The 24,275-nt window shown below is 41.1% G+C and carries 21 protein-coding genes and 1 tRNA gene; 10 read left to right on the top strand and 12 right to left on the bottom strand.

Features of this window, described 5'->3' with window-relative positions; genetic code table 11:
- Positions 1 to 112: 112 nt before the first annotated feature.
- From ACFG4S_RS20400 to ACFG4S_RS20390, 3 genes are all read left to right on the top strand, one after another.
- Positions 113 to 2,323 carry a molybdopterin oxidoreductase family protein gene (locus tag ACFG4S_RS20400; protein ID WP_392530846.1) on the top strand — a complete coding sequence of 737 codons (2,211 nt, stop codon included), beginning with the start codon at positions 113 to 115 and terminating at the stop codon, positions 2,321 to 2,323.
- 339 nt (positions 2,324 to 2,662) lie between these two features.
- Positions 2,663 to 3,121 carry a phosphate-starvation-inducible PsiE family protein gene (locus ACFG4S_RS20395; RefSeq protein ID WP_392536035.1) on the top strand — a complete coding sequence of 153 codons (459 nt, stop codon included), beginning with the start codon at positions 2,663 to 2,665 and terminating at the stop codon, positions 3,119 to 3,121.
- Between the two features lie 137 nt (positions 3,122 to 3,258).
- The gene (locus ACFG4S_RS20390; protein ID WP_392530845.1) at positions 3,259 to 3,711 is read left to right on the top strand and encodes a nitrate reductase associated protein; all 453 of its coding nucleotides are present in this window, start codon (positions 3,259 to 3,261) and stop codon (positions 3,709 to 3,711) included.
- An 18-nt stretch (positions 3,712 to 3,729) separates the two neighbouring features.
- Here the strand turns inward: ACFG4S_RS20390 and ACFG4S_RS20385 are convergent, their stop codons facing one another.
- A complete protein-coding gene (locus ACFG4S_RS20385) occupies positions 3,730 to 4,911 on the bottom strand; it encodes an RtcB family protein (RefSeq protein ID WP_392530844.1) in 1,182 nt (393 codons plus the stop codon).
- Between the two features lie 657 nt (positions 4,912 to 5,568).
- On the opposite strand from ACFG4S_RS20385, the gene ACFG4S_RS20380 reads away from it, so the two are divergent.
- From ACFG4S_RS20380 to ACFG4S_RS20370, 3 genes are all read left to right on the top strand, one after another.
- Positions 5,569 to 6,468 carry a class I SAM-dependent methyltransferase gene (locus tag ACFG4S_RS20380; RefSeq protein WP_392530843.1) on the top strand — a complete coding sequence of 300 codons (900 nt, stop codon included), beginning with the start codon at positions 5,569 to 5,571 and terminating at the stop codon, positions 6,466 to 6,468.
- On the top strand, positions 6,465 to 7,193 hold the full coding sequence (locus tag ACFG4S_RS20375) for an HAD family hydrolase (protein ID WP_392530842.1): 729 nt from the start codon (positions 6,465 to 6,467) through the stop codon (positions 7,191 to 7,193). Before ACFG4S_RS20380 ends, ACFG4S_RS20375 begins: the two co-directional genes overlap by 4 nt.
- Before the next feature lie 24 nt (positions 7,194 to 7,217).
- Positions 7,218 to 7,290: transfer RNA gene (locus ACFG4S_RS20370), tRNA-Ala, on the top strand.
- Between the two features lie 422 nt (positions 7,291 to 7,712).
- Here the strand turns inward: ACFG4S_RS20370 and ACFG4S_RS20365 are convergent.
- A complete protein-coding gene (locus ACFG4S_RS20365) occupies positions 7,713 to 9,758 on the bottom strand; it encodes an elongation factor G (protein ID WP_392530841.1) in 2,046 nt (681 codons plus the stop codon).
- A gap of 283 nt (positions 9,759 to 10,041) precedes the next feature.
- Between ACFG4S_RS20365 and ACFG4S_RS20360 the strand changes: the two genes are divergently transcribed.
- From ACFG4S_RS20360 to ACFG4S_RS20350, 3 genes are all read left to right on the top strand, one after another.
- Positions 10,042 to 10,959 carry a tetratricopeptide repeat protein gene (locus ACFG4S_RS20360; RefSeq protein WP_392530840.1) on the top strand — a complete coding sequence of 306 codons (918 nt, stop codon included), beginning with the start codon at positions 10,042 to 10,044 and terminating at the stop codon, positions 10,957 to 10,959.
- Positions 10,960 to 11,141: 182 nt separating this feature from the next.
- Complete coding sequence (locus ACFG4S_RS20355; RefSeq protein WP_392530839.1) at positions 11,142 to 11,690, top strand: phosphate-starvation-inducible PsiE family protein; 549 nt, start codon at positions 11,142 to 11,144, stop codon at positions 11,688 to 11,690.
- Between the two features lie 233 nt (positions 11,691 to 11,923).
- Complete coding sequence (locus ACFG4S_RS20350) at positions 11,924 to 12,169, top strand: hypothetical protein (protein WP_392530838.1); 246 nt, start codon at positions 11,924 to 11,926, stop codon at positions 12,167 to 12,169.
- Positions 12,170 to 12,243: 74 nt separating this feature from the next.
- Here the strand turns inward: ACFG4S_RS20350 and ACFG4S_RS20345 are convergent, their stop codons facing one another.
- From ACFG4S_RS20345 to ACFG4S_RS20330, 4 genes are all read right to left on the bottom strand, one after another.
- Positions 12,244 to 13,068, bottom strand: a complete 825-nt coding sequence (locus ACFG4S_RS20345; RefSeq protein WP_392530837.1) for an Rpn family recombination-promoting nuclease/putative transposase — start codon at positions 13,066 to 13,068, stop codon at positions 12,244 to 12,246.
- Between the two features lie 126 nt (positions 13,069 to 13,194).
- Positions 13,195 to 14,115 (bottom strand): methylenetetrahydrofolate reductase, encoded by a 921-nt coding sequence (locus tag ACFG4S_RS20340; RefSeq protein WP_392530836.1) that lies wholly within the window; start codon positions 14,113 to 14,115, stop codon positions 13,195 to 13,197.
- 148 nt (positions 14,116 to 14,263) lie between these two features.
- Complete coding sequence (gene trpS, locus ACFG4S_RS20335) at positions 14,264 to 15,274, bottom strand: tryptophan--tRNA ligase (RefSeq protein ID WP_392530835.1); 1,011 nt, start codon at positions 15,272 to 15,274, stop codon at positions 14,264 to 14,266.
- Between the two features lie 30 nt (positions 15,275 to 15,304).
- A complete protein-coding gene (locus ACFG4S_RS20330) occupies positions 15,305 to 15,658 on the bottom strand; it encodes a hypothetical protein (RefSeq protein ID WP_392530834.1) in 354 nt (117 codons plus the stop codon).
- 274 nt (positions 15,659 to 15,932) lie between these two features.
- Here ACFG4S_RS20330 and ACFG4S_RS20325 point away from each other — a divergent pair, with 274 nt between their 5' ends.
- The gene (locus tag ACFG4S_RS20325) at positions 15,933 to 17,513 is read left to right on the top strand and encodes a B12-binding domain-containing radical SAM protein (RefSeq protein WP_392530833.1); all 1,581 of its coding nucleotides are present in this window, start codon (positions 15,933 to 15,935) and stop codon (positions 17,511 to 17,513) included.
- Between the two features lie 326 nt (positions 17,514 to 17,839).
- Here the strand turns inward: ACFG4S_RS20325 and ACFG4S_RS20320 are convergent, their stop codons facing one another.
- The 6 genes from ACFG4S_RS20320 to ACFG4S_RS20295 all read right to left on the bottom strand — a co-directional run bounded on the left by ACFG4S_RS20320 (position 17,840) and on the right by ACFG4S_RS20295 (position 24,258).
- A complete protein-coding gene (locus ACFG4S_RS20320; protein WP_392530832.1) occupies positions 17,840 to 18,577 on the bottom strand; it encodes an SDR family oxidoreductase in 738 nt (245 codons plus the stop codon).
- Between the two features lie 261 nt (positions 18,578 to 18,838).
- A complete protein-coding gene (locus ACFG4S_RS20315; protein ID WP_392530831.1) occupies positions 18,839 to 19,153 on the bottom strand; it encodes a hypothetical protein in 315 nt (104 codons plus the stop codon).
- The gene (locus tag ACFG4S_RS20310; protein ID WP_392530830.1) at positions 19,153 to 20,805 is read right to left on the bottom strand and encodes a PRC-barrel domain-containing protein; all 1,653 of its coding nucleotides are present in this window, start codon (positions 20,803 to 20,805) and stop codon (positions 19,153 to 19,155) included. The genes ACFG4S_RS20315 and ACFG4S_RS20310 overlap by 1 nt, the downstream gene beginning before the upstream one ends.
- A gap of 19 nt (positions 20,806 to 20,824) precedes the next feature.
- Positions 20,825 to 21,022 (bottom strand): hypothetical protein, encoded by a 198-nt coding sequence (locus tag ACFG4S_RS20305; RefSeq protein WP_392530829.1) that lies wholly within the window; start codon positions 21,020 to 21,022, stop codon positions 20,825 to 20,827.
- A 399-nt stretch (positions 21,023 to 21,421) separates the two neighbouring features.
- Entirely contained in the window at positions 21,422 to 22,582 is a 1,161-nt protein-coding gene (argJ, locus tag ACFG4S_RS20300; protein WP_392530828.1) for a bifunctional glutamate N-acetyltransferase/amino-acid acetyltransferase ArgJ, read from the bottom strand.
- Between the two features lie 152 nt (positions 22,583 to 22,734).
- Positions 22,735 to 24,258 (bottom strand): response regulator, encoded by a 1,524-nt coding sequence (locus ACFG4S_RS20295; protein WP_392530827.1) that lies wholly within the window; start codon positions 24,256 to 24,258, stop codon positions 22,735 to 22,737.
- Between the last annotated feature and the right edge of the window lie 17 nt (positions 24,259 to 24,275).

Genomic DNA, 24,275 nt, shown 5'->3' with positions numbered 1-24,275 from the left:
ACCAATTATCTACACCAATAACTTCATGTAAAAAACTCCTGTAAATAAAATCGCAATTATAGTCGCTCCATCCAAGGTTGCACAATCCGAATAACAAAAATCTATAACTCCCATGAGTGAATTTACCAAAACTCTTTGTCCTTACTGTGGTGTTGGCTGTGGATTAGAAGTTTCACCCCCAGCCCAACATGGCAAAGCAACTAATCGAGATAGCCAAGGAACTCCAACTTGGCGAGTGCGGGGCGATAAAGCCCATCCATCTAGTCAGGGAATGGTTTGCGTCAAAGGTGCAACAATCGCGGAATCTTTAGATAAAAATAGATTACATTACCCAATGGTGCGAGACTCATTAAATCAGGAGTTTCGCCGCGTTAGTTGGGACGAAGCTTTTAATATAATCACGCAGCGTATTCAAACTATCCGCTTCACCCAAGGGCCAGAAGCCTTATGTATGTATGGTTCCGGTCAGTTTCAAACCGAGGACTATTACATCGCCCAAAAACTCATGAAAGGGTGCTTGGGTACTAATAATTTTGATGCTAACTCACGTTTATGTATGTCTAGCGCTGTAGCTGGATACATTCAAAGCTTTGGCTCAGATGGACCTCCTTGCTGTTACGAAGACCTAGAGTTAACTGACTGTGCATTTTTAATTGGCACTAATACAGCGGAATGTCACCCCATCGTTTTTAACCGACTGGAAAAATATCACAAAAAGAACCGCAAAGTCAAAATGATTGTGGTTGATCCCCGTCGGACACCAACCGCAGAAGCTGCTGATTTGCATTTAGCTATTCGTCCCGGAACAGATATCGACTTGTTAAACGGTATCGCTCATTTGTTGATGCGTTGGAACTACATGGATACGATGTTCATGGACGACTGCACCAGCAATTTTCCTGCATATGCTGAGGTAATTCGCCACTATCCGCCAGAAGTCGTGGCGCGTCAATGTGGAATCAGCATTGAAGATTTAGAAACAGCAGCTCGCTATTGGGGTAAATCGCAGCGAGTATTATCTTTGTGGTCAATGGGTGTAAATCAATCCTCAGAAGGAACAGCTAAGGTCAGAACTATCATTAACCTGCACCTGATGACTGGACAAATTGGCAAACCTGGGGCTGGTCCTTTCTCGCTCACCGGTCAGCCAAACGCGATGGGAGGACGAGAAGCTGGAGGTTTGGCGCATTTATTACCGGGTTATCGGGTGGTAAAAAATCCCCAGCATCGGGCAGAAGTTGAAGAGTTTTGGGGACTCAAGCCAGGGCAAATTTCGCCCAATCCCGGTTTAAGTGCTTGGGAAATGATTACTGGTCTGGAAGATGATGCTGTGGGGCTACTATGGATTGCTGCGACTAATCCAGCTGTGAGTATGCCAGATTTAGAGCGGACTAAGAAGGCGTTATTGCGATCGCCTTTCACCATCTACCAAGACGCCTATTATCCCACAGAAACTTCTGCTTACGCCCACGTCCTGCTACCCGCAGCCCAGTGGGGTGAAAAAACTGGCGTGATGACCAATTCCGAACGGGTGGTAACTTTGTGTCAAGCCTTCCGCCAACCGCCAAGAGAAGCGAAAGCAGATTGGGAAATTTTTGCCGAAGTTGGACGTAGATTAGGTTTTGAAAAGGAATTCGCCTTTGCTAACTCGGGTGAAGTTTACACAGAGTTTGTCAAACTAACTCAAAATCGCCCCTGCGATATGACAGGTATCAGTCACGCGCAATTAGTCCAAAGCCCGATTCAATGGCCTCACCCCCAAGAGAGCAGGGGAAGTAGAGGAGCAGGGGAGGTAGTGGGAGAAACCTCTGGAAAGCGTTTATATACTAACTTGCGCTTTCACACCCCTGACGGACGCGCTCGATTTGGGGCATATTACTCAAAGGGATTGGCAGAACCACCAAACCCTGATTATCCTTTTGTGCTAACTAATGGTCGCCTTTATGGACATTGGCACACCCAGACGCGCACCGGTCGCATTGAAAAAATTTGCAAAATGCACCCGGAACCGTTTATCGAGATTCACCCCCGTGATGCTGCTAAGTTAGGTATTGTAGATAATCAGTGTGTAGAAGTGCGATCGCGTCGCGGTAAAGCTCAGTTTCCTGCTAAAGTTACAAAGGCGATCGCACCTGGTACAGTTTTTGTCCCTATGCACTGGGGTTACCTGTGGGCAGACAATGCCGAAGCTAACGCCCTCACCCATCCCGAATCTTGCCCCGATTCCCTACAACCAGAATTAAAAGCCTGTGCAGTACAGTTGATACCAATTTCTCTGAAAGTTACAGTCAAAAATTATCAACTACAATCCTCCCAATGGTAAGCTGCTAAGTGTAGCTATAAACCGATAATTTATAAATAGCAATAAGTAATTTTGTCAATCATCAATAGTCAATAGTTATTATTATTTTTTATAACTATCTACTTTTGACTCTTACCAATTACCATATCTAAAGATACTAAATATTTAGGAATGAGGGCTTTTACTAAGTCATTTTAGCTATAGAGAAAGAATAAAAATATAAATTCTGACTTCTGAATTCTGCTGTAATTACAAATTACGTAGTTTGCTTCTCGCCAGAAGCTATTATTACGGGTTATTCTAATCCTCTAGATTTATCTATGGGATTTTCTTTTATTTGAAAATGGGGTGTAGGATATGATGAAAAAGCTAATGAGGCGAATTTTAGGAGCTACGAAAGATGAGAATTTTATGCACATCATCGAAAACGTCGAAGTGCTAGTTTCTAAAGTTCTATCTATTTTCATGGTAATTGTAATTTTGATGGCGATCGCAGATTTAGGATTCTTTATTTTTAAAGAGTTATTTACAGCACCTTATGGTACATTTAACACCACATTATATAAAATTTTCGGTTTATTTTTAAACATTCTAATTGCTTTAGAAATCTTAGAAAATATCACAGCTTATTTACAAAAACACGTTTTTCAGGTTGAATTAGTTATTGTCACTTCTTTAATTGCTGTTGCTAGAAAAATTATTATTCTTGACTTAGAAAAAGTTCCAGGTATTGATATAATTGGTTTAGGTATTGCTATTCTTGCCCTATCAATTAGCTATTTGATCATTCGTCTCAGTAATTCAAAAGATTCACGTTAAATAAGAAACACTATAACCTGTTGTAGGTCTCGAAAATCTTTATCCTATTCCGTACTCTCTGTTTCCCACCCTCAGCCAGTAATTGTAGGGTAGTCAAGCAACATTCTAATTAAGAGCTAATTTTGAATACTTTATTTATGGAAGATTTTTTTCAATTTGAAGCAGATTTTGTTCATTCGTTGCGTTGTATTCCCATGCAGGTGCGCTGCAAATTAGATACCTGTGGCATTAAGCTAAAATTGTCTGATTGGAATCAAATGACTACACTAGAACATCAAGCTTTAGTCGAACTACCTTGCACTACAGAAAGCGAAATTGAGTCTTACCGCGAATATATTGAGGATTTGACTCTAAAACACACAGGTATACCAGCTGCCAAATTGCCCATAGAATCCCATCCAGAATGGCTCGACTTTGCCACTGTACCAGCTAGCGTCCAGGACAAAGCCGAAGAAATAGGAGTAGTCATCACACAGCAAAAATGGGCAGCTTTAAGACCATTAGAGCGTTTTGCCTTAATTAAACTTAGTCGCTCAGGACATGAAAACAAAAACTTTCCCAAAGCGATGGCAGAATTTCATTTGCTTTAATTAACCAGCCTGACAAATTTATCCCTTCACACAAAGAACTTGCTTGAGTGTTGCTACAACTTCAACCAAATCCGCTTGGTTTTCCATCACTTGTTCTATTGGTTTATAAGCACCAGGAATTTCATCTAAAACACCCTCATCTTTGCGGCATTCTACGCCATTGGTTTGCTCTATCAAATCATCAAGTGTGTAGATATTCTTAGCTTTATTTCTAGACAGCAAACGCCCTGCACCGTGAGAACAAGAACAAAAGCTGTGGGCATTACCTTTACCTTTGACGATGAAAGATTTTGCTCCCATCGAACCAGGAATAATCCCATAATCTTCAGTTTGGGCGCGGACTGCACCTTTACGAGTAACGTATACATCCTCGTCAAAATGCACTTCTTTTTCGGCGTAATTGTGATGACAATTAACCTGCAATAAAGGTTTAGTTGCCTTTCCACCCGTGAGATGTTTCTCAACTATGTGCTTGAAACGCGCCATCATCACATCGCGGTTGACACGCGCATAGTTTTGCGACCATTGTAAATCGTGCCAGTATGCTTGGAATTCTGGCGTACCAGCGACAAAGTGAGCTAAATCTGGGTCAGGCAATTTATTACCTGCCATTTTTGCTAATTCTCTAGCTGTGTGAATATGACACTGGGCGAGTTTATTACCAATGTTACGCGAACCAGAATGCAACATCAGCCAAACTCGGTTCTCTGTATCGAGGCACACTTCAATAAAGTGGTTTCCTCCACCGAGAGAACCCATTTGTTTCATTGCTTTACTTTGTAAGTCTTGTACCCCGCGATGCAAATCTTTAAAATCATCCCAGTGTTGCCAGTTGCTGACAGATTTTTCAACGTCTTTATTTTCGTTAAATCCAGTAGGAATTGCTGCTTCAATATCCAGGCGGATTTTCTTTAGTTTTCCTTCTAGTTGTTCGGCAGTAAATGCTGTTTTTATCGCGCTCATACCGCAACCAATATCCACTCCGACAGCAGCAGGTATAATCGCTTCTTTGGTTGCAATTACAGAACCAACTAAAGCACCTTTTCCTAAATGAACATCTGGCATCAACGCTACGTGCTTAAATACAAATGGCAACGAGGCGACATTTTTTGCCATTTTGATTTCTTCAGGTCCCAAAGAGTGGTTAGCCCAAGATAAAACCGGTGCTGGTGTGGTAATTTCTAACTTTTCGTATGGCATAATTTTTTCTATTTTGGATTTTAATTTTTAGATTTTGGATTCCGTATGGGACACTCATAATTATTGGTATGACTGACAATTGAATCCGGTTAAATTAAGGGGCTTACAAATAACAAAACATCGTTTCATATTGTTTATTAAAACTACACCCTACACCCCACGCCTTGTCAGCAAGGAAGTTTGATATGAGTCTTAGTGCCATTCCCTTATAACCGATTACCTAGTTAGTTGTAGCAATTTAAATGTTGTATTGTCTTTCATTTAGCAAGCTAAATTTTCCTGAAGCTGAAGAACTATTCTTATCCCTCTGCTTCCCCCTGCAAGAATCTGTATCAATCTTAAAGTGAAACGGTATTGGAGGTTGTTTGAAAAGTCCTCTTCTTGGTAACAAAACGTTCTAGATACCCCTAAATCCTCCTTCAAAAGGGGGACTTTGATTCCTGTTCCCCCCTTTTTAAGGCTAGAGGGGATCTAAAAGTGCCTAAAGTCACCGCAAAACACTTTTTAAACATTCTCTTAAGAGAATTTTGTACTACAAATGTAACTTAATAAATTACAAATGTCAAGCGATCGCCACAGAAAGAAAAGATGTATTAAAATTTGTAAAGAAAATAACTCTGATTGAAATAATCCTTTACAGTTACTGACACAACAATTATGGCAGTGCGTCAAGATACAATCTGGGAGCGTTTTTTATCTCCTGTGGTGCGTCTTTTTATTGATGAAGATGGCTTGCGACATTACGCTGATAGTATTGACTGGGAGAAAGAAAGCGATCGCTTTCGACGAGATGATGTCATAATCCCCTCGTACTACAGCAGTCAAAACTTTCACGGTGTTACAGGCGGATATTTGAATTCCGGTGCAGCGGTGAGTTACGATCCGATTACCCAATACGTCATACCACCTAACGAAACTATTGTCCGTCAGGCTTTAATTGATGCTATTAAGGTAAAACCGCGACGCATACTTGATTTAGGTTGCGGTACAGGTTCCACTACCTTAATGTTAAAGCAAGCTTTCCCCCAAGCCGAAGTTATTGGTTTGGACTTATCACCTTATATGCTGGTAAGGGCAGAACATAAAGCAATAAATGCTGGTTTAGATATAGCCTGGCGACACGGGAATGCAGAGAAAACTGGTTTGAGTGATGCTTCCTTTGATTTAGTGACAGCTTCTTTGCTATTTCACGAAACACCAGATACGGTGTCTTTAGCAATTTTGCGAGAAAGCTTTCGGTTGCTGGTAACTGGAGGACAAGTATTAATTTTAGATGGTAATCAAAAGACTCTGCGTCAATTAGAATGGCTGAATGACCTTTTTGAAGAACCATATATTCGTGAGTATGCGAATGCTAGCATCGATGCGAATATGGGTGCAGCAGGGTTTGAAGCAGTGCGAACCCAAGATATCTGGTGGATAAATCAGGTAACTAGCGGCATTAAACCGATAGTATCTGAAAATCTCCGCCAATATACTTCAACCTCAATAGACACCACAATAGATAATAATAATTTGGAGGGAGTTGGATCGCCAGCGTTTGGCATAATAGCATGAGTTTAAAGGCAGTTCTCTTTGATTTTAATGGTGTCATCATTAACGATGAGCCAATTCACCTGCAACTAATAGATGAGATTCTGATTCAAGAAAATCTCCAACCCCAGCGCGTTGATGAGCGCCAAGCTTCTTTAGGACGCAGCGATCGCGCTTGTTTTGGGCAACTACTGGCAAATCGTGGTAGGGTAGCTAGCGAGAGCTATTTAACTCAGTTGCTGTACCGCAAAGCCCAAGCCTATGTGGTGGAACTAGAGAAAATCGAGAAACTGCCTTTATATCCAGGCGTAGAAGATTTAATATTTCAGGTGCGATCGCGGAATCTGAAGCTAGGTTTAGTTAGTGGCGCTATTCGCCAAGAAATAGAATTGGTACTCCATCGAGCTAAACTGGCTGAACATTTTAAAATTATCGTTGCGGGTGATGACATCACCACCAGTAAACCAGAACCCGATGGTTATCTACTAGCAGTAAAACGCCTGAATAAAGAATATCCGGAATTGAATCTTCAACCACATGAATGTCTGGCAATTGAGGATACTCCAGCAGGTATCGAAGCAGCAAAGCGATCGCAAATGCAAGTTGTGGGTGTAGCGAATACTTACCCATTCCATATGCTTCAGCGCTGCTGTAACTGGACTGTTGATTATCTCAGCGATTTGGAACTCGAACGCGTGCAGAAAATTTATTCCCAAAAAGAGCATCAGTCATCAATAACAGAATGTTAGAATATTCATTGGTGAATTAATTAAGGGGAATTAGCTCAGTTGGTAGAGCGCTGCGATCGCACCGCAGAGGCCATCGGTTCAAATCCGTTATTCTCCATTTGTCCATTAAATAATTATTGTCACTTTTAAAGAATTATTGTCCATTTTTTCTAAGTTCAGGGGCATAAGTTACGTATTTTCGGGGCTTTCAGCAATCAAATCAGTTTTAAAGAATTATTGTCGAAAATCAGCCTGTAAAACTCTGACAAATATATATGTTCTCTAATTTAATTTATTACAGCAAGTGCAAGGCTCTTGAATTGCAATACTAGCTTTAAAGCGCTTTATTTGGGTCTAATAAAAAAAATATATAACCTCTGTTCATAGCAATCGGGATTTACCAATTGCAAGACTGAAAGGACTGCTCAAAGATGCAGTTCTTACCGAAGAAAATATAGACTAACAGTGATTTATTGGAAACTATTTATTAGCCCGAAAGTCAAAGTTCCGGGCTAGGGTTGATTTTGGATTAATCAAGAGTTACTTACCGTTACCGTTACCACCGTTGCCATTACTCTGAATGACACGTTCGGCGAGTTTTTCTGGCACTTCCTGTAAATGGTCATATTCCCAGTGGAAGGAACCAACACCGAGGGTGAGCGATCGCAATTCTACAATAAAGTTTTGCATCTCTGCTTGCGGCAAGTATGCCGATACATTATCCCAGCCTTGCCAATCGTTTTTGCCCTCATAGCCTAAAATTTGTCCCCGTCTACCACTCAACAGTTGCAACACCTTGGAGGTAAATTCGCTTGGTGTTGTCACTTCTATTCGCAGAATTGGTTCTAATAAGGTGGGTTCGGCTTGGGGTATCCCTGTTTGCATTGCCAATCGCGCCGCTTGCTTAAAGGCTTGTTCGGAACTATCGACACTGTGATAAGAACCATTGGTCAAGGTTACCGCTAAATCCACCAGAGGGAAACCCAAAGGCCCATGTGTGAGAAATTCCCGCACGCCCATTTCTACGCCGGGGATATACTGTCTAGGAACCACTCCACCAACAATGGTTTCATTGAAATTGAAACCTGTACCGCGTGGTAGAGGCTTAATTTCCAGAAAAACATCACCAAATTGACCATGACCGCCGCTTTGGTGCTTGTAGCGCCCGTGAACTGAAGCCACCGTTTTACGGATGGTTTCTTTATAAGGCACTTGCGGTAAGTGGGTTGTCATCGGTAAATTATATTTGCGGCGCAGTCTATCTAAAGTGACTTGCAAATGAATTTCGCCTTGACCCCAAAGAATAACTTCGTGGGTGTCGCCGTGTTGTTCCCAAGCCAGTGAAGAATCTTCTTCTAACAACTTGGTAATGGCACCACTGAGTTTAACTTCATCGTTGCGCTTTTCTGGTGTAATGGCGAGGGCATAGACAGGTTCCAATTGTGCAGCTTTGGGTAATTCTATTACCCGCTGTTCTGTGGAGATTGTATCGCCGGTTTTGATTCCTTCTAAACGACTCAATGCAACTATTTCACCGGCAAAAACTTCATTAACAAACTGCTGTTGTTGTCCTATGAGGCGATAAATTCCACCTGTCCGAATCCCGTTGAGGACAAGACCATCGGTTAATTTGCCCCGCCAAACCCGCACCAGGGAAAGTTTCCCACCTTGGGGAGTGTAATAAGTTTTGAGTACCTGCGCTATGGGAGTATCGCCTTTTAAGTTTTTTAAACGACGTTCTGCTGTGGTTTCTGGTTCGGGGGCTTCCCGTAACAAGGCTTCTAATAGAGGTCTAACACCATAATCTTGTTCTGCTACACCAAAGAAAACGGGGACTACTAAATCTGCCCCTAATTCCATTTTTAAATCTTTAAGGATTTCCTCTTGGGGTGGTTCGATGTCTTCTAAAAGTTCTTCGAGTAAATGATCGTCAAAATTTGCTAAGGCTTCGAGCATTTCTGCCCGGGCTATATGTTCTTCTTCTTTTAAACTTTCGGGGAAGGGAATGGGGTCAGCAGGTGCGCCTGGATGATATTTATATGCTTGTTCGCTCACCATATCGATAAAGCCGGTGAGTTGTTCCCCTTGCACGATGGGATATTGATGGGCTACTAAGGGACGACTGGAAACTGCTTTGAGGGCGTGCAACGTTTCTAAAACATGAATATTTGCCCGATCCATTTTGTTAACGAAGACGAGGTGGGGAATTTCCCAATCGTCTAGGAATTTAAATAGAGGGGCGAGAGTGAGGACTCGTTCGCGTATGGGTTCGCAAACTACAATTGCTGCATCTACTCCGATTAAAGCATTGTACGTTTCTTGGGCAAATTCTACACTTCCCGGACAATCAATAAAAGTGAACCGAGTACCGTTATACTCAGTGCTAGCGGCGCTGACTTCTACACTCATGTGGCGATCGCGCGATTCGGCAGCACTATCTCCCACTGTATTGCTGTCCTTAACACTTCCTTTGCGAGAAATTGCTCCTGTGACAAATAACAAGCTTTCTAGTAAAGTAGTTTTTCCACTTAAATAAGGACCGACAATTGCAACATTTCGCGAACCCGATTTTACTTTTTCGTTCATAAAACCTCCCTTGCGGTAATTAATTCACAACCGCATTACGCCATATGTATCAGGGATAAAAAATGGTTCTCTGGAGTCAAAATTACCCCTTCTTTAATTTGTTATTATCCTACCTTTAATCGAAAGTTAAAAAAATTGTAGCCTGTTGTAAGATTTAGCTTAAGAAAAGTTAAGTATCACAAAGTTTAATCCCACATTAAAAATTTTTGTAAAAAAAGTGGAGTTGACACAATACTTTTTATGAAGTAGATGTAACTGAAAATTGTAGCGATTTAGAAAATCTATGAGATTATCACTTTACAAATATCGCATAGCAAGTTTAGTAAGTTTGATATTAGTGGGTAGTAGCATCTTCTCCCTCTCTTCCCTTGCTGTTCCTGTTCCTCTTTATTTAAGGCTGGCACAATCTAATGCTAAAACTGCCATAGACTGGTTAAACCAGGGCTTACAGGCAATTCAGGCGGGAAAGTTACAAGATGCGATCGCAGCTTTTAAACAAGCAGCTAAATTAGATCCGACATTAGCACCAGCCTACTATAATTTGGGGCTAGCATTACGACAAACGGGACAATTACAACCCTCTGCGGACGCATTTTATCGAGCGACACAAGCAGATCCTAAGTTTGCTCCAGCTTTTGCTAATTTAGGCGGTGCATTGTTAGAAGGCAATAATTTACAGTTAGCTAATGATTACTTGCAACGCGCTCTAGAACTCGATCCTAAACTAGGATTTGCCCATTATAACTTGGGGTTGGTACAAGAACAGCAACAAGATTGCGAGCGGGCGATCGCATCTTTTAAAAAAGCCATACAATATAGCAAAAATGCACCAGAACCTCCTTATCATATAGGTATGTGTTATCTCCAACAAGGTAAACTGGATCAAGCCAGAGGTGCTTTTTATCAGGCAATAAAAATTAATTCAAAGTATCCAGAAGCTTACTACAATATCGGTTCAATTTGGTTTAAACAAAGCAAATTACAAGAGGCGCTAGAGGCTTTTAGAAAATCAGCCGAAGCTAATTCTAACTATCCCAATGCTTATTACGGGGCTGGGTTAGTTTTTATGCAATTACAACAATATAAGGATGCAGTACAAGTATTGCAATTTGCTAGAGATTTATACAATGCTCAGGGGAATCCCCAATGGGCAAAAAATTCTGAAAAAGTGTTACAACAAGCACAAAAATTAAATCAATGAATAGTAAATAGTGTACTGTAATTTGTCTACAACTAATCACTAATGACCAATGAGAAAATTCAGCAATAAGTGCTAAATTAGCAAACTTGCTGAGGCATAAAAGCTTAATATTGCGTAACATAAAACTATTGGGTTGACTCGCTGGTGTTGTCTGAACTTGTCCCGATTGGAATGAAACTTACATGCAAAAGCGCCTAAAGAGTCGATTTTTATTTAGCGATCGCTGGCTCGATCGGCAATCAATTGTTCGCAACATGGAAGCCTTCCAAGACTTAATTGTGATTGTTTTGTGTTTGGGTTTGTTCGCCGTCATGCTGATCCAATTATGGGGGATAGCGATCGCCCTCACGCAGCCACTAGACTATAAACATGTGACTGCAAAAATACTGTTTGTGTTGATTTTAGTCGAATTATTCCGACTATTAATGGTTTATTTGCAAGAACATAGTATCTCTGTAGGAGTGGCAGTTGAGGTAACAATTGTATCTCTACTGCGAGAGGTAGTAGTTCACGGAGCGCTAGAAATTTATTGGGTTAATACGCTTGCAATTTGTGGTTTGTTGTTTGTTTTGGGTGGACTACTTGTGGTGTGTGCTAAAACGCCACACATGGATTGTATGAGTGCTAACACTAAGTTTTGTCCGGTTGTATATAGAGGAGGTAGAGAACGGCAAAATGATTTGGAATTACAGTATTCACATCAATGTGAGGAAAATCAACCACTGGGATAAATGGTTATGAAAATGGACTGTGGGGAGTAGGGAGTGGGGAAAAAGTATTTTCCTCCTCTGCACTCCTTTGGTTGAAACTGTATTAGGAACTTGAATGAATCTAAAATCTAAAATGCTATAACCTACTTTTGCAAGGTACTTACGACGTATTGGAATATACTCTTTTTGGAAGATGAATCGCTCTTTAAGGGTAAGTATAAAGTTAATTAGAAATCCTAAAAGAGGTTTAAGCAATGGCTACAAATACAGGTAACGGACAGTCTCAAGAAGTGATTAGCAACTTGGAGTATGATTTTGTCACCGTTTTGCACAACAAGGCTGAAGCTGTTAAGGCTTATGATATTTACATCAAAGATGCACAGCAAGCCGGTTCTCAGCCTTGTGTAGAGTTGTTCCAAAAATTGCGGCAATCTGATATTGAACACGCACAAGAGATTCGCCACCATCTACAAGAAGTGATGCAACACGGTAAGATGTAATCCAGGTTTTACAGTGCGTAGGCCGCCTAGCCTACACACTTGCTGATTACATTAGATGCAAACACAGTCTCATATCAACTAGACTGATTCTGGGTTGCTTCCTGTACTTGCGCCACCGTTAAATCAAGAGCTGTCGCCACTTGTTCCACACTCAAGCCCAATGCTAACAATCGGGGAATAGCTTCTAACTTAGCTTCTTGGCGACCTTCTTGGCGACCTTCTTGGCGACCTTCTTCTAAGCCGTCTTTCAGGATTGATTGATACATCCTTGTTTTTTTGAATTCGTCGTCTATACCCAACATTTCTGCTAACTCCTCTCGGCTTAACCGGGTAAATTTGTACAACAGAATAGTCTCTATCAATTCTACAATTTGCTTGGTGGTAGCTTCATCTGCCAGTTGTTGCCTTGCTTGTAAAATCAATTCCCTGCCTTTATCTAAGGCTGTCTCTTCCCTTTCGATAATTAACTTAACGATCGCTACTTGCAGTGAATTCTCTCCTGTAGCTAATTCATCTAGATAAATACGTTGCACTTGTGAACTGTTTAGCAGCAACTCATAGGGTAGGCGATCGCCTGGATCTAAACTCCTTTGGGGATAGATAACCACAGCACGCCAAAAATTAACTGATTCGTTTTGACGTAAGTAAACAAAGATTTCAGCAAAAAAGCGTCTATAAAAATTCGAGTCTAGTTGAAACTGCACTTCCACAAAGTAAAGTGGTTGGTTTGTGCTTTCACTTTTAGGGATAAATACCCCATCAATCCGAAAGGCTGTTTCCTTCACTTCCACCGAAACAAATTCATAGGCGTTAATATTAACAGTTGTTTCGCCAATGATTGCAAAAAATATACTAGGGAAAGTTTGAAATAAGCTATAAAATATTTTATCAGTTTGCACTTAGATTTAGTTCAAGTAAAAGTGTCTACTGAAAGTTTATCAAAAATAGCGATCGCCTTCTGTTTCAAAATTCAAAAAAAGCAGATGGCATAACCAACTGCTTTAGTAAAAAATGCATTACCTCGTTTACCTTGATACCAACTGATTAACTGGAGCGACTCCAGCTATATCTAGAATTGGCACAATTAAATCTTCCCTTTTCACCGCCATCATGTGGACACCTTGACACAATTGCCGCGCTATCTGCACTTGCTCGGCAGCAATTTTCATACCTTCTTCAAGAGGATCTTTGGCTTTTGCCAATCTATCAATAATATGCTGAGGAATATCTACACCGGGAACAGACTTATTAATAAATCGGGCATTTTTTGCTGATTTCAACAGAAAAATTCCTGCCAAAATTGGTTTTTTATAACCCGTAGCAATTGTGTCCATAAATTTTTCTAGCCGCTCAAAATCGGTAATTAACTGACTTTGAAAAAATTGCGCTCCGGCTTCGATTTTGCGTTCAAATCGACTTTGTAAACCCGACCAACTCTTACATTGTGGATCTACCGCTGCACCAGCAAATAAATCTAACGCCCCATCAGTTAGGGGTTTCTCGTTGTAATCAACGCCTTGATTCATTTTGCGGATGACTTGCAGCAGTCGCACAGCTTCCAAGTCAAACACTGCTTTGGCATCTGGATGATCACCTGCTTTTAATGGGTCACCAGTTAGGGCTAATATATTGTGTATGCCCAAAGCGTGAGCGCCCATCAAATCAGCTTGTAAACCAATGCGGTTGCGATCGCGACAAGCAACTTGGCAAATCGGCTCTACACCGTTTTGTAACAAAATCACCGACGCGATTAACGAAGACATCCGTAACACTGCGCGGCTACCATCAGTAACATTGACGGCATGAACCCTCCCCTTAAGAGTCGCCGCCATTTGAATCATGTGCGCTGGATCTCCCCCTTTCGGCGGTGCTACCTCAGCGGTAACAAGGAATTCACCTGTTTGCACGGCTCTACGGAAGGCAGTGGGGCTATGGGTATGATGCATATCATTAAAAATCTCGATTGATTCAAAAGAACAAGTCAGAATTCAGAAAAAGGCAGTCGCACAGAATTCAAGCAAGAGAATTCTGGCTCCTGACTATTGAATTCTTTCTTGTTAAATGGTATAACAAATCACACCTGAAAGTTGAAACTCATAGAGGTAAAGAGTAGCCTAAAGCAGTTTTTACTTGCGAGAGAGTTTGATTAGCGATCGCTCTAGCTTTTTCGCCACCCTCCCGCAACACAGTCTCCAAATAGCTTCTATCCTCCGTTATCGCCTGATATTTTTCTTGTATTGGTTTAAGGGATGCAATTATCGTCTCCATTAATAATGGCTTGAATTGCCCCCAGCCCATATCTTGACACTCAGCCGCTACATCTTCTTTTGTGTGACCCGAAAGCAATGTATACAAAGTTAACAAATTATTACACTCTGGACGCTCTGGATCGTCAAAAGTCAGACCCCGAATTGGATCGGTTTTACAACGCTTAATCTTGTATTGAATTTGCTCTGGTGAATCCAACAAATTGATTCGGCTTAAGTCCGAAGGATCGGACTTCGACATTTTGCGCGTACCATCCGCCAAACTCATCACCCTTGCCCCTTCCTTACGAATCAAAGGATCTGGTAACTTCAGAACTGGCCGATCTGGTTTACCAAATTGGTGATTTAACCGAGCTGCAATATCCCGTGTCAATTCCAAGTGTTGCTTTTGATCTTCACCTACTGGCACTTTATCGGCTTGGTAAAGCAAAATATCAGCTGCCATCAGCACAGGGTAATCTAATAAACCTGCACTGACATTTTCTCCCTGCTTGACGGCCTTTTCCTTAAACTGGATCATATCTTGCAGCCAGTTTAGAGGGGTAATACAGTTGAGCAACCAGGTGAGTTCACTGTGGGCTGAAACGTGGGATTGCACAAAAATCGTGGAGTGATTTAAATCAAGACCACAAGCGAGATACAGAGCAACGAGGGTGTAGGTATCAGCTGCTAACTGTTTGGGGTCATGTGGCACTGTAATCGCGTGCAAATCAGCCACAAAAAGGTAATTTTCGTATTCGCTCTGACCTTCTACCCAGTTGCGAATGGCTCCCAAATAGTTACCTAGATGGTAATTGCCGGTTGGTTGAACTCCAGAAAGAACACGTTGCTTGCCCATAAATTTCAAGTTATGTATCTCAAATCCGCGCTATGTAAAGTGGCGATGTCTGGCGACAAATTGCTTTCCGCCTACGCAAAACTCATTTAATTTTGACATTTTCCAGGTCAACTCGCCGTTACCAAATAAGATATTTAAGCTGTAATACAAAAGCTTTAATATAAAAGGTAGGTTAATTTTTGCAGGTTGATGCATTAGCATTGTAGGTTCATGCATTAACATTGTAGGTTCATGCATTAGCATTGCAGGTTGATGCATTGGCATTGCAGGTTGATGCATTGGCATTGTAGGTTGATGCATTGGCATTGCAGGTTGATGCATTGGCATTGTAGGTTGATGCATTGGCATTGCAGGTTGATGCATTGGCATTGCAAGTTGATGCATAAAAATGCTCAATTATTTCTGGATTTATCACCAGACGATTGATATGGCAGTTTTTCGCTCCACAAATCCGCCATTAGGTTTTATTACAATGGCGGTACTCCTGCTAACTGACTAAAACATCACCTTTGCCGATGCAAATGTCTGTCTTTAGACAGATAGCGAAAGAATAGGGGTAGTGGGATCGTAGCATCATCTCTGCAATCAGTATCCAAAAACACAGATTTATCAAAAGTAAAAAATATTCCAACCAACATTTAATTACAGGACTATAGCAATGAAAGTACTCTTACTTTATCCCCGTTTTCCCAAAACGTTTTGGTCTTACGACGAATTCATGAAAATAGCGGGACTTAAGGCAGTTATTCCACCGCTAGGGATTTTGACTGTTGCTGCTATGCTACCAACAGATTGGGAAATTCGGTTTTATGACCGTAATGTTAACCAAGAAACAGATGCTGATTGGGAATGGTGCGACATCGTAATTCTTTCTGCCATGCTTGCACAGAAAGAAGACTTTCTCGCTCAAATTCATAAAGCAGCGCAACTGGGGAAGAAAGTAGCTGTCGGTGGTCCTTATCCAACCTCAGTCCCAGAACCTGCCCAGAAAGCAGGAGCTAACTACTTAATTTTAGATGAAGGCGAGATTACAGTTCCGCAATTTTTAGAAGCGATCGCCAAAGGTGAAGAACAAGGAACCTTCCGCGCCCTGGAAAAACCAGATGTGAGCAAAAGCCCTATACCTCGCTTTGATTTACTCAAGCGAGATGAATACTTAATGATGGCAATCCAGTTTTCTCGCGGTTGTCCTTTTGAATGCGAATTTTGTGACATCATCAATTTATACGGTCGCAAACCACGTACCAAAGAACCCAGTCAAACCCTAGCAGAACTGCAAACCCTCTATGACTTAGGCTGGCGCGGATCTCTGTTCGTAGTGGATGATAACTTTATTGGCAATAAACGCAATGTAAAACGCCTCTTACAAGCATTAATTCCCTGGATGCAGGAACGCAATTATCCCTTCACCTTCATGACTGAAGCTTCCGTCAACCTAGCAGAAGATACTGAGCTATTAGAATTAATGGCTAAAGCTGGTTTCTACGCAGTCTTTTTAGGTATTGAAACACCAGATCAAGACAGCTTGCAACTCACTCGCAAGTTTCAAAATACCCGCAATCCTCTGTTAGAAGCCTGTCGTAACATCAATGAAGCCGGATTGTTAATTTATGCAGGATTTATCATTGGTTTTGATGGAGAAAAAACTGGCGCTGGGGAGCGAATTGAAGCTTTTATTGAAGAAACCAGCATTCCTCAACCAATGCTAGGTATACTCCAAGCCCTTCCCAACACTGCCCTCTGGGAAAGACTAAAACGAGAGGAACGATTATTAGAAGGATTTGGAGCTTTGAAGGTGGGGGATCAGAATTCCTTAATGAATTTTGTTCCAAGCCGGCCGATGGCTGAAGTTGCTAAAGAATATTTAGAGGCAATTTGGAGAATGTACGAACCCAAAAACTATCTCCGACGTTGTTTTGAACAATGCCTGAAGATTACGCCTAATCCCCAACTACAGCAGACGATGTATTTTCCTCCTGGCAAAGGACTGCGACTACTTGCAAACTTGCTCTGGCGACAAGGTTGGCAACGAAAGGAAATTCGGGGTCAATTTTGGCAACAGCTTTGGGCTATTATTCGCGCTAAACCCCAATTCGTGAATATGTATTTGGGTTTATGTGCGGCTGGCGAGCATTTTTGGGAATATCGTCTTTTAGCTAGAGAGCGTATTACTGAACAGTTAGGATTTGATCCATTAGTTACGCCTACCCCTGTTGAAAAACCATTAGTCAGAATTTAAGAAAACTGGGTCTTGTTCGCTCAACTAATTGTTGTTTTTTTATAGCAATTGGTTGCGATCGCCTTTCAGAAACCGAATTTATTGTATGATTACCCGCTGTAGCTGTTCCCAATAAGATAGAAGTACAAAGAAAAACCTCATTCCCAGCCCATCTCCTTAGTAAGGAGATGGGAAATAAAGCACAGCTTTATCGGCTTGAGATTAAGCTGTACCTCAGTTGCTGAGGAAACGCCATAGCATTACCGGGTAAACTTAGGGAGGGAATCCATTGGAAAAGATCCCAATTGCATCGATCGAGAGTGCTGAGTACTGAGTATGGTAAACCTCTAAAGTTCTTGACGTGTCGGACGAATAATCATTTCATTTACATCAACATCACTGGGCTGCTCAATGGCATAGGCGATCGCACGGGCAATAGCATCTGCATCAATGGCGATCGCATAAAGTCGATCGATTCCCGCTGCTGTGTCTTTATCGGTAATGGTAGTAGTCAGCTCAGTCGCAACGGCTCCTGGTGAGATATTAGTCGAACGAATTTCACCGTTTGACTCTAGTCGCAGCCCCTCAGAGATCGCTCGCACTGCATACTTGGTAGCACAATAGACTGCTGACCCAGGAAACACTTTATGTCCAGCCACGGACGATAGGTTAATGACATGACCAGATTTTTGTTGACGCATAATCGGCAACACGGCAGCAATCCCATAGAGAACGCCCTTAATGTTGACATCGATCATTCGATCCCACTCCTCCACCTTTACTTGGTCAAGGGGAGAGAGGGGCATCAACCCGGCATTATTGATTAGCACGTCAATCCGACCATAAGTACTCAAAGTTTCCTTCGCTAAGGCTTCTAACTGTGCCCGATCTACCACATCCGTGACTTGGTAGGTTGCAGTTCCTCCTGATTTAGCGATCGCTGCAACCAATTCTTTCAACCGATCTTCCCGGCGGGCGGCCAGCATGAGTTTTGCCCCAGAAGCGGCAAGTCGCTTCGCGGTGGCCTCACCTAAACCACTGCTGGCTCCGGTGATGATTACCACTTTGTTTTGAATAAGAGACATATTGATTAATGCGGGTTATTGAGTGTGGGTTATGAAACATTGGGTGCTGTTTCAGTTGAACTCAGCATTATGCAACCATATCAACTAGTGGATTGTCGCATTAATTTTGCAAGCTTTCAAATTCTCCACTTCACCGCATCTGCGTTTCAGTTCAACCCAGCAGAACTAATGCGATGTTTCATTTCAGGTCTAAAAGAGTCATTATTATTGATGAAGGTTTTATTTTTTGGAAGTCCTTTATGCTACGCAGATTTGCTAAACCTATGCGTTTACAAAACGTCTATATGGCACGATTACAATTAAATTTGCCAATAAACAAATGCTTCCTAGCCCCAATAAAATGTATGTGGGTGCCATAACTACTCCGATCGCCAACCAAGCAAATACGTGCAGTATCATCAACAGAGCAAAGAAACTAGCAATACCAGCAGTTTGCCAGATATGAATAGCCGGATAACCCAACAGTGCAAAAATTATTGTTGATGAGGTAGCAACTAAGTTGGCTGGAATTAAAAAAGTACAAATCCCAATACAGTAAGTGCTTGAGAATTGAATTAAGGTGTGAAAGTCGAGCATTAATTTACTACTAAGATTGATTTCGATTCAAGTTGCGATCGCCCATTATGACGATCTGCTAAGGCTGCCATTCCATGTTCCTCAGCACGTAACTCCTTGTCAGAGATTTCTGGCTCTTTGGTATAGACCGAACTCAATAAGATATTCAGAACTCCACTTTCTTCAGCTTGACTGACAGCGCGATGTGTAATCAGCTCACCTACATTTAGAATCACCTTGTCTTCTGGGTCAAGAATGACACGAGTCACTGGACGACCCAGTGCTTGTTCAATCCGCTGCTTCTTGATGACTTGAGTGCTGCGTCCTTGTAACTTTTCTGCCTTGGCTTTCAATACCTGCCAGAAAGTATTCAGATTCTCTTGAGCGATGCTTGCCCCATCACCCAGTTGAACTTTAGCTTCTAACCATGTGTCACTTGCGGTCGAACGGGCTGTGGTTGCTAGATTCAGACCAACAGCTTTTAGTAATTCTGCTTGTTTACCGAAAGTCTGGACACGAGCAAGCACAGATTCCGTCACAATCTGCCCAGATGCCGCAATAATTAAGCCATCATCAGCACGCACAGTTTGCAGGACTCTACGCCCTCTTGTCTGCTGAATTTGTGCTGTCAGCCAATCAATTGAATCACGGACATTAGCGACGCTACTCATCGTGACGCTCCCAATTCGATTGCTAGTAAATTCTGTTGCGGCTTGCAAATTGCGCCTGATATTGGTAGTTAGACTGCCACCTGTGGCTCGATATAATTCATCGAGGATACCCATACGTTCGGCCGCTTCTGCATCAACTAGCGTGACTAATTGCCCCTGTAATAGCAGTACATTACCATCTGGAGTGAGTACATCCCGTTCAAGCTCCTTGCCAATCACATATACCTTTTGCTCGGCAGGGTCAACCAAATTATTTGTCAGGGAGGCGGCTGTATCTCGATTGAGATCTTGCAATTTGCTGTTAGTAGCATCAGTTGCGGCAAGCAATTGCTCACCTGCATTCTGACTTGCTTCTTGTAGCCGACGATTCACGTTCTCTACCGAGCTTTGCAGCTGCTCATTCACGCTTTGAGCTGCTATTTGCAGTCTCTGGTTGGTAGTCTGGGCTGAGTCTTGTAATCTATCTCCAGTTGCGTGAACGACTCCTCGGATACCACCGATCTGTTCTTCCATCATTTGAGCGGTTTCTGGGGGCACAAAGGCAACATCGTAACCAATTTTTAGTGCTTCACTAGCCGGAACGAAAGATCGCCCTGAGTAAGCATCAGCAAATACACCGCCAGAAACTTCGTATCCTTCCACCAGTCCACTATGCTCATCGAAGAACAAATCGACCAATACACCAAGGTCGAGTCCCTCTGTAGTCAGAATTTTCTTTCTTTTAAGTACGATATTTTGGTGTAGGATCTCTTTAATTAGAGGTAGACGATGTGCCTTAACAACAGATTCTTTCGAGTTAACTACGATCGCATCTAACCCGATCGCTTGCACCTCTTCTAAGGGAATCACTTTTGCATCTCGAAACAATCCCTTTTCTGCAACTAGAAAACCTAAAAGTTGATTGCGTTTAGGATCAAAAATTAAATCTATAATTCGTACAAGTTTTTTACCTGTATCGTAAGTAACGACCACTTTATCGATAACATCACTACCTTTACGCACTTATCTATCCCTCAGATTTTTATTGATTAGGTTGTTGAATTACTTGTTCGTTGATTGGATGAACTTTAAGCTGAAAAAATCGCCCCTCTCGCCCAAAACCAGGGATAATATCAATCAAGCCAAAGTATTCGAGAAATACCCCAAAGATGGCAATTAACATAATGAGAACGGTAATGTTTGCTCCAGTATTAGAGCGCTGTCCTACGAGTCTAGGCATTTTTTACCTTACTTACTTAATTTATTCTTATTTTTTATCGTCAATCTGACTGATTATCTTAGATAAAATTATTACATTATTAATGCAAGTTACATATCTACTTACCGATATATACCTTAGTTTAATTTGTTCTTTCAAAAGGAATAATGACAAAGGACGAATTACAGCCCCCAGCTAGCTTTAATAGCACCGAGCGACCTAACTGCTGCTATCAAGATTATGTCTAACGAAGTAGAACTTTTCTATCATTCAGTCGTAGTTAAAACTACGACTGAATGATATATCTCAAGACAAACTCTATTCCCTAATCCTGTTGCCTATCGACACAAGTACATTCACGAATCAAACCGGATTCCTATATTTAGATAAAGCACCTGAACGATTCTGGCTGATGAATTGTTACGTTGAGTATTTGCCATTAATTTCGATATAACCTTCTGAAAGATCGCAACCCCATACAGTTGCAGAAGCTTCGCCAATATTCAGGCTAACATAAATATCTACTTTGTCTTTGGACATAATTTGCCGTAAATCTTCCAGATTTTCCTCGCTTAAAGTATCAGGATAAACTTTAACTCTATCAAATTTGATAACAACTTTTTCGGGATTTATCTGCTGTTCATTTTCACATTTACCTATAGCCATAGCAACTCTTCCCCAATTCGGATCTGCTCCATAGACAGCGGTTTTTACTAATGGTGAATTTACAATTGCTTTAGCTACTGTTTTAGCTTGTGCATAGTTAATCGCCGAATCTACAGTCACCTCAATAATTTTGGTAGCACCTTCTGCATCTTTAGCAATTTTCAGCACTAATTCCTGTGCAACTTCTCCTAATGCAGTGGCAAAATCTGCTTCTGAAACTTCACCGGCTATTCCATTAGCTAGAATCACGGCGGAGTCACTAGTAGAAGTGTCAGTGTCTACACTCAAACAGTTAAAGGTTTTATCTATAGTAGACCGAAAAATAGAACGAAGGCTATTTGCTTGAATCGCAGCGTCAGTAAAAAAGAAAGTTAACAGAGTAGCCATATTAGGCTCAATCATGCCAACACCTTTGGCAATTCCTACTAGCTTGGCATTGCCAATTTGCCGTGTAGCTAGTTTGGGAACTGTATCGGTGGTCATAATACCAGAAGCTGCGGCATGAAAATCAGCAGTAATGATTTTTTTCCCGAATCCTAATAAACCTGCGCGGATTTTTTCAATCGGGTAACGTCTGCCAATTACACCTGTAGAAGCTATCACAATATTATGTGCAGCTATTCCAGTTTCTGTTGCAACCATTTGTAAAACTTCTTCGGCGTCAGCGATACCAACGGAACCATTAGCGACATTTGCATTCTTGGATATCACAACAATTGCTTGTGCTTGTGAGTCTTTTAAGTTATTGCGGCTAATAGTAACACTTGGTCCAGCAAAAAGACTTTGAGTGAAAACTCCATCAGCAACACAAGGAACTGATGATTTAATCAATACAAAATCATCAGTTGCGTCTCGTATTCCTAAATTAGTAATAAATGCACTAAAACCCTGAGGTGTGGAAGATGTTAATGTCATTTTGTCTATTTAATAATTCGCTTTAATTATCTCAGATTTTGGAATGAAGCTGTTACGCATAAAACTATTACATTTATCTGATGACGGTTGACCGTCAACGATTATAAAGAGTGTTTATTTATATAATTTAGACACATATCAGCTTATAAAGCCTAAAATCCTAATAAATCATTTAATATGAGGGTGAATGTTGTCCATCCATTACTGCTTTCTACTTGAATATTTCCTTGCAGTTGTTCGACTAATTTCTGAACTATAGGTAAACCTAATCCTGAACCACCTTGATTCCAGATATCTGCATTAGGGAGGCGATAGAATTTTTCAAAGATTCGTGGTAATTGTGTTGCCGGAATTTCTGCTGAATTACTAATAGCAATTATAGTTTGTGGAGGTGTTTCTAAAGAAACATGACGTAGATTAAGAATAATTTCACCACCAGCTGGTGTATATTTACAGGCATTATTGAGCAATTCTACTAAGATTCGTTCCAAGTTAGTGCTGTCTGAGACTAGTGGCGGGAGATTTGAAGGGAGATTTATCTGTAGAGTTTGTTGATGTTCTTGAATACGGATTTGAAACGGCTCAATAACCCAAGGTAGCCACTGTTGTAAGAGCAAGGCATCAGGTGCAATAGTTGAATAAGATGAGTTTTCTAGACGTTGTAAGTCTAGTAAATCGTTGATTAATTCTAACTCGCGATCGCACTCGGCATCCATTACTTCTAGATAATGCTGAGTTTCCTCTATATCAGTAGAACCTTGTAATATTTGAATCATTACCTTAATATTACTCAGGGGCGATCGTAGTTCATGCGAAACTAAGTTCAAGAAGTCATTTTTGAGTTGATTTATCTCCTCTAATTGTGCCACAAGTTGCTCTTGCTCAATTTGCTTTTTACGCGCTTCAATCGCTACCTTCTGTTCGGTAATATCCCGAAATACCAACACAGCACCGGTAATTTTATCTTTGTCATCTTTAATTGGTGCAGCACTGTCATCAATTGGTATTTCTACACCATCTTTAGCAATCAAAATCGTTTCTGCTGGTAGTTTGAAAACTATACCATCTTGAAGGACTTTTATTATCGGACTTTCAATAGAATTATGAGTTACTGCATCGGCAATATTAAAGACTTCTGAGGAATTTCTACCACAAGCTTCTTCCTGTTTCCATCCCGTCAAGTTTTCAGCGACAGGATTCATAAAAGTTACTAATTCTTGAAGGTCGCTAGCAATTACACCATCGCTGATACTTTTTAGTAGTGCATCCAGCCATTTTTTATTGCTTTTCAATTGCTTTTCTAGACCATGTTTTATCAGAGTGATTTCAATATTAGTTTGTAGTTCTTTTTCTTTAAACGGTTTGAGTAGGTAACCAAATGGCTCAGTTATCTTGGCTCGTTCTAATGTATTATCATCTGCATAAGCAGTCAAATAAATTACTGGAATATCCAAACGCTTATAGATTTCTTGAGCAGCTTCTATCCCGTCCATTTTACCTTTAAGTCTAATATCCATTAGCACTAAATCTGGAGAAATTTCTACTGCCTTATTAATTGCTTCTTCTCCTGAAGAGGCGATTTCCGGAACCGTGTAACCAAATTTTTTTAGTCTATACTGTAAATCTTTGGCAACAATAGCTTCATCTTCTACAACTAAAATTTTTGCTTTTGTCATATTTGATATTTTTTATT

This window comes from Nostoc sp. C117, from assembly GCF_043099735.1.
Taxonomy (GTDB): Bacteria; Cyanobacteriota; Cyanobacteriia; order Cyanobacteriales; family Nostocaceae; genus Nostoc.
The sequence above is the reverse complement of the archived record's forward strand: the minus strand, read 5'-3'. Positions and strand labels throughout refer to the sequence as shown.

Bases quoted from the DNA above. Each gene is read 5' to 3' on its own strand.
- ACFG4S_RS20400 (WP_392530846.1), top strand. From the start codon at position 113: ATGAGTGAATTTACCAAAACTCTTTGTCCTTACTGTGGTGTTGGCTGT.
- ACFG4S_RS20395 (WP_392536035.1), top strand. From the start codon at position 2,663: ATGAAAAAGCTAATGAGGCGAATTTTAGGAGCTACGAAAGATGAGAAT.
- ACFG4S_RS20390 (WP_392530845.1), top strand. From the start codon at position 3,259: ATGGAAGATTTTTTTCAATTTGAAGCAGATTTTGTTCATTCGTTGCGT.
- ACFG4S_RS20385 (WP_392530844.1), bottom strand. From the start codon at position 4,911: ATGCCATACGAAAAGTTAGAAATTACCACACCAGCACCGGTTTTATCT.
- ACFG4S_RS20380 (WP_392530843.1), top strand. From the start codon at position 5,569: ATGGCAGTGCGTCAAGATACAATCTGGGAGCGTTTTTTATCTCCTGTG.
- ACFG4S_RS20375 (WP_392530842.1), top strand. From the start codon at position 6,465: ATGAGTTTAAAGGCAGTTCTCTTTGATTTTAATGGTGTCATCATTAAC.
- ACFG4S_RS20365 (WP_392530841.1), bottom strand. From the start codon at position 9,758: ATGAACGAAAAAGTAAAATCGGGTTCGCGAAATGTTGCAATTGTCGGT.
- ACFG4S_RS20360 (WP_392530840.1), top strand. From the start codon at position 10,042: ATGAGATTATCACTTTACAAATATCGCATAGCAAGTTTAGTAAGTTTG.
- ACFG4S_RS20355 (WP_392530839.1), top strand. From the start codon at position 11,142: ATGCAAAAGCGCCTAAAGAGTCGATTTTTATTTAGCGATCGCTGGCTC.
- ACFG4S_RS20350 (WP_392530838.1), top strand. From the start codon at position 11,924: ATGGCTACAAATACAGGTAACGGACAGTCTCAAGAAGTGATTAGCAAC.
- ACFG4S_RS20340 (WP_392530836.1), bottom strand. From the start codon at position 14,115: ATGCATCATACCCATAGCCCCACTGCCTTCCGTAGAGCCGTGCAAACA.
- trpS (WP_392530835.1), bottom strand. From the start codon at position 15,274: ATGGGCAAGCAACGTGTTCTTTCTGGAGTTCAACCAACCGGCAATTAC.
- ACFG4S_RS20330 (WP_392530834.1), bottom strand. From the start codon at position 15,658: ATGCATCAACTTGCAATGCCAATGCATCAACCTGCAATGCCAATGCAT.
- ACFG4S_RS20325 (WP_392530833.1), top strand. From the start codon at position 15,933: ATGAAAGTACTCTTACTTTATCCCCGTTTTCCCAAAACGTTTTGGTCT.
- ACFG4S_RS20320 (WP_392530832.1), bottom strand. From the start codon at position 18,577: ATGTCTCTTATTCAAAACAAAGTGGTAATCATCACCGGAGCCAGCAGT.
- ACFG4S_RS20315 (WP_392530831.1), bottom strand. From the start codon at position 19,153: ATGCTCGACTTTCACACCTTAATTCAATTCTCAAGCACTTACTGTATT.
- ACFG4S_RS20305 (WP_392530829.1), bottom strand. From the start codon at position 21,022: ATGCCTAGACTCGTAGGACAGCGCTCTAATACTGGAGCAAACATTACC.
- argJ (WP_392530828.1), bottom strand. From the start codon at position 22,582: ATGACATTAACATCTTCCACACCTCAGGGTTTTAGTGCATTTATTACT.
- ACFG4S_RS20295 (WP_392530827.1), bottom strand. From the start codon at position 24,258: ATGACAAAAGCAAAAATTTTAGTTGTAGAAGATGAAGCTATTGTTGCC.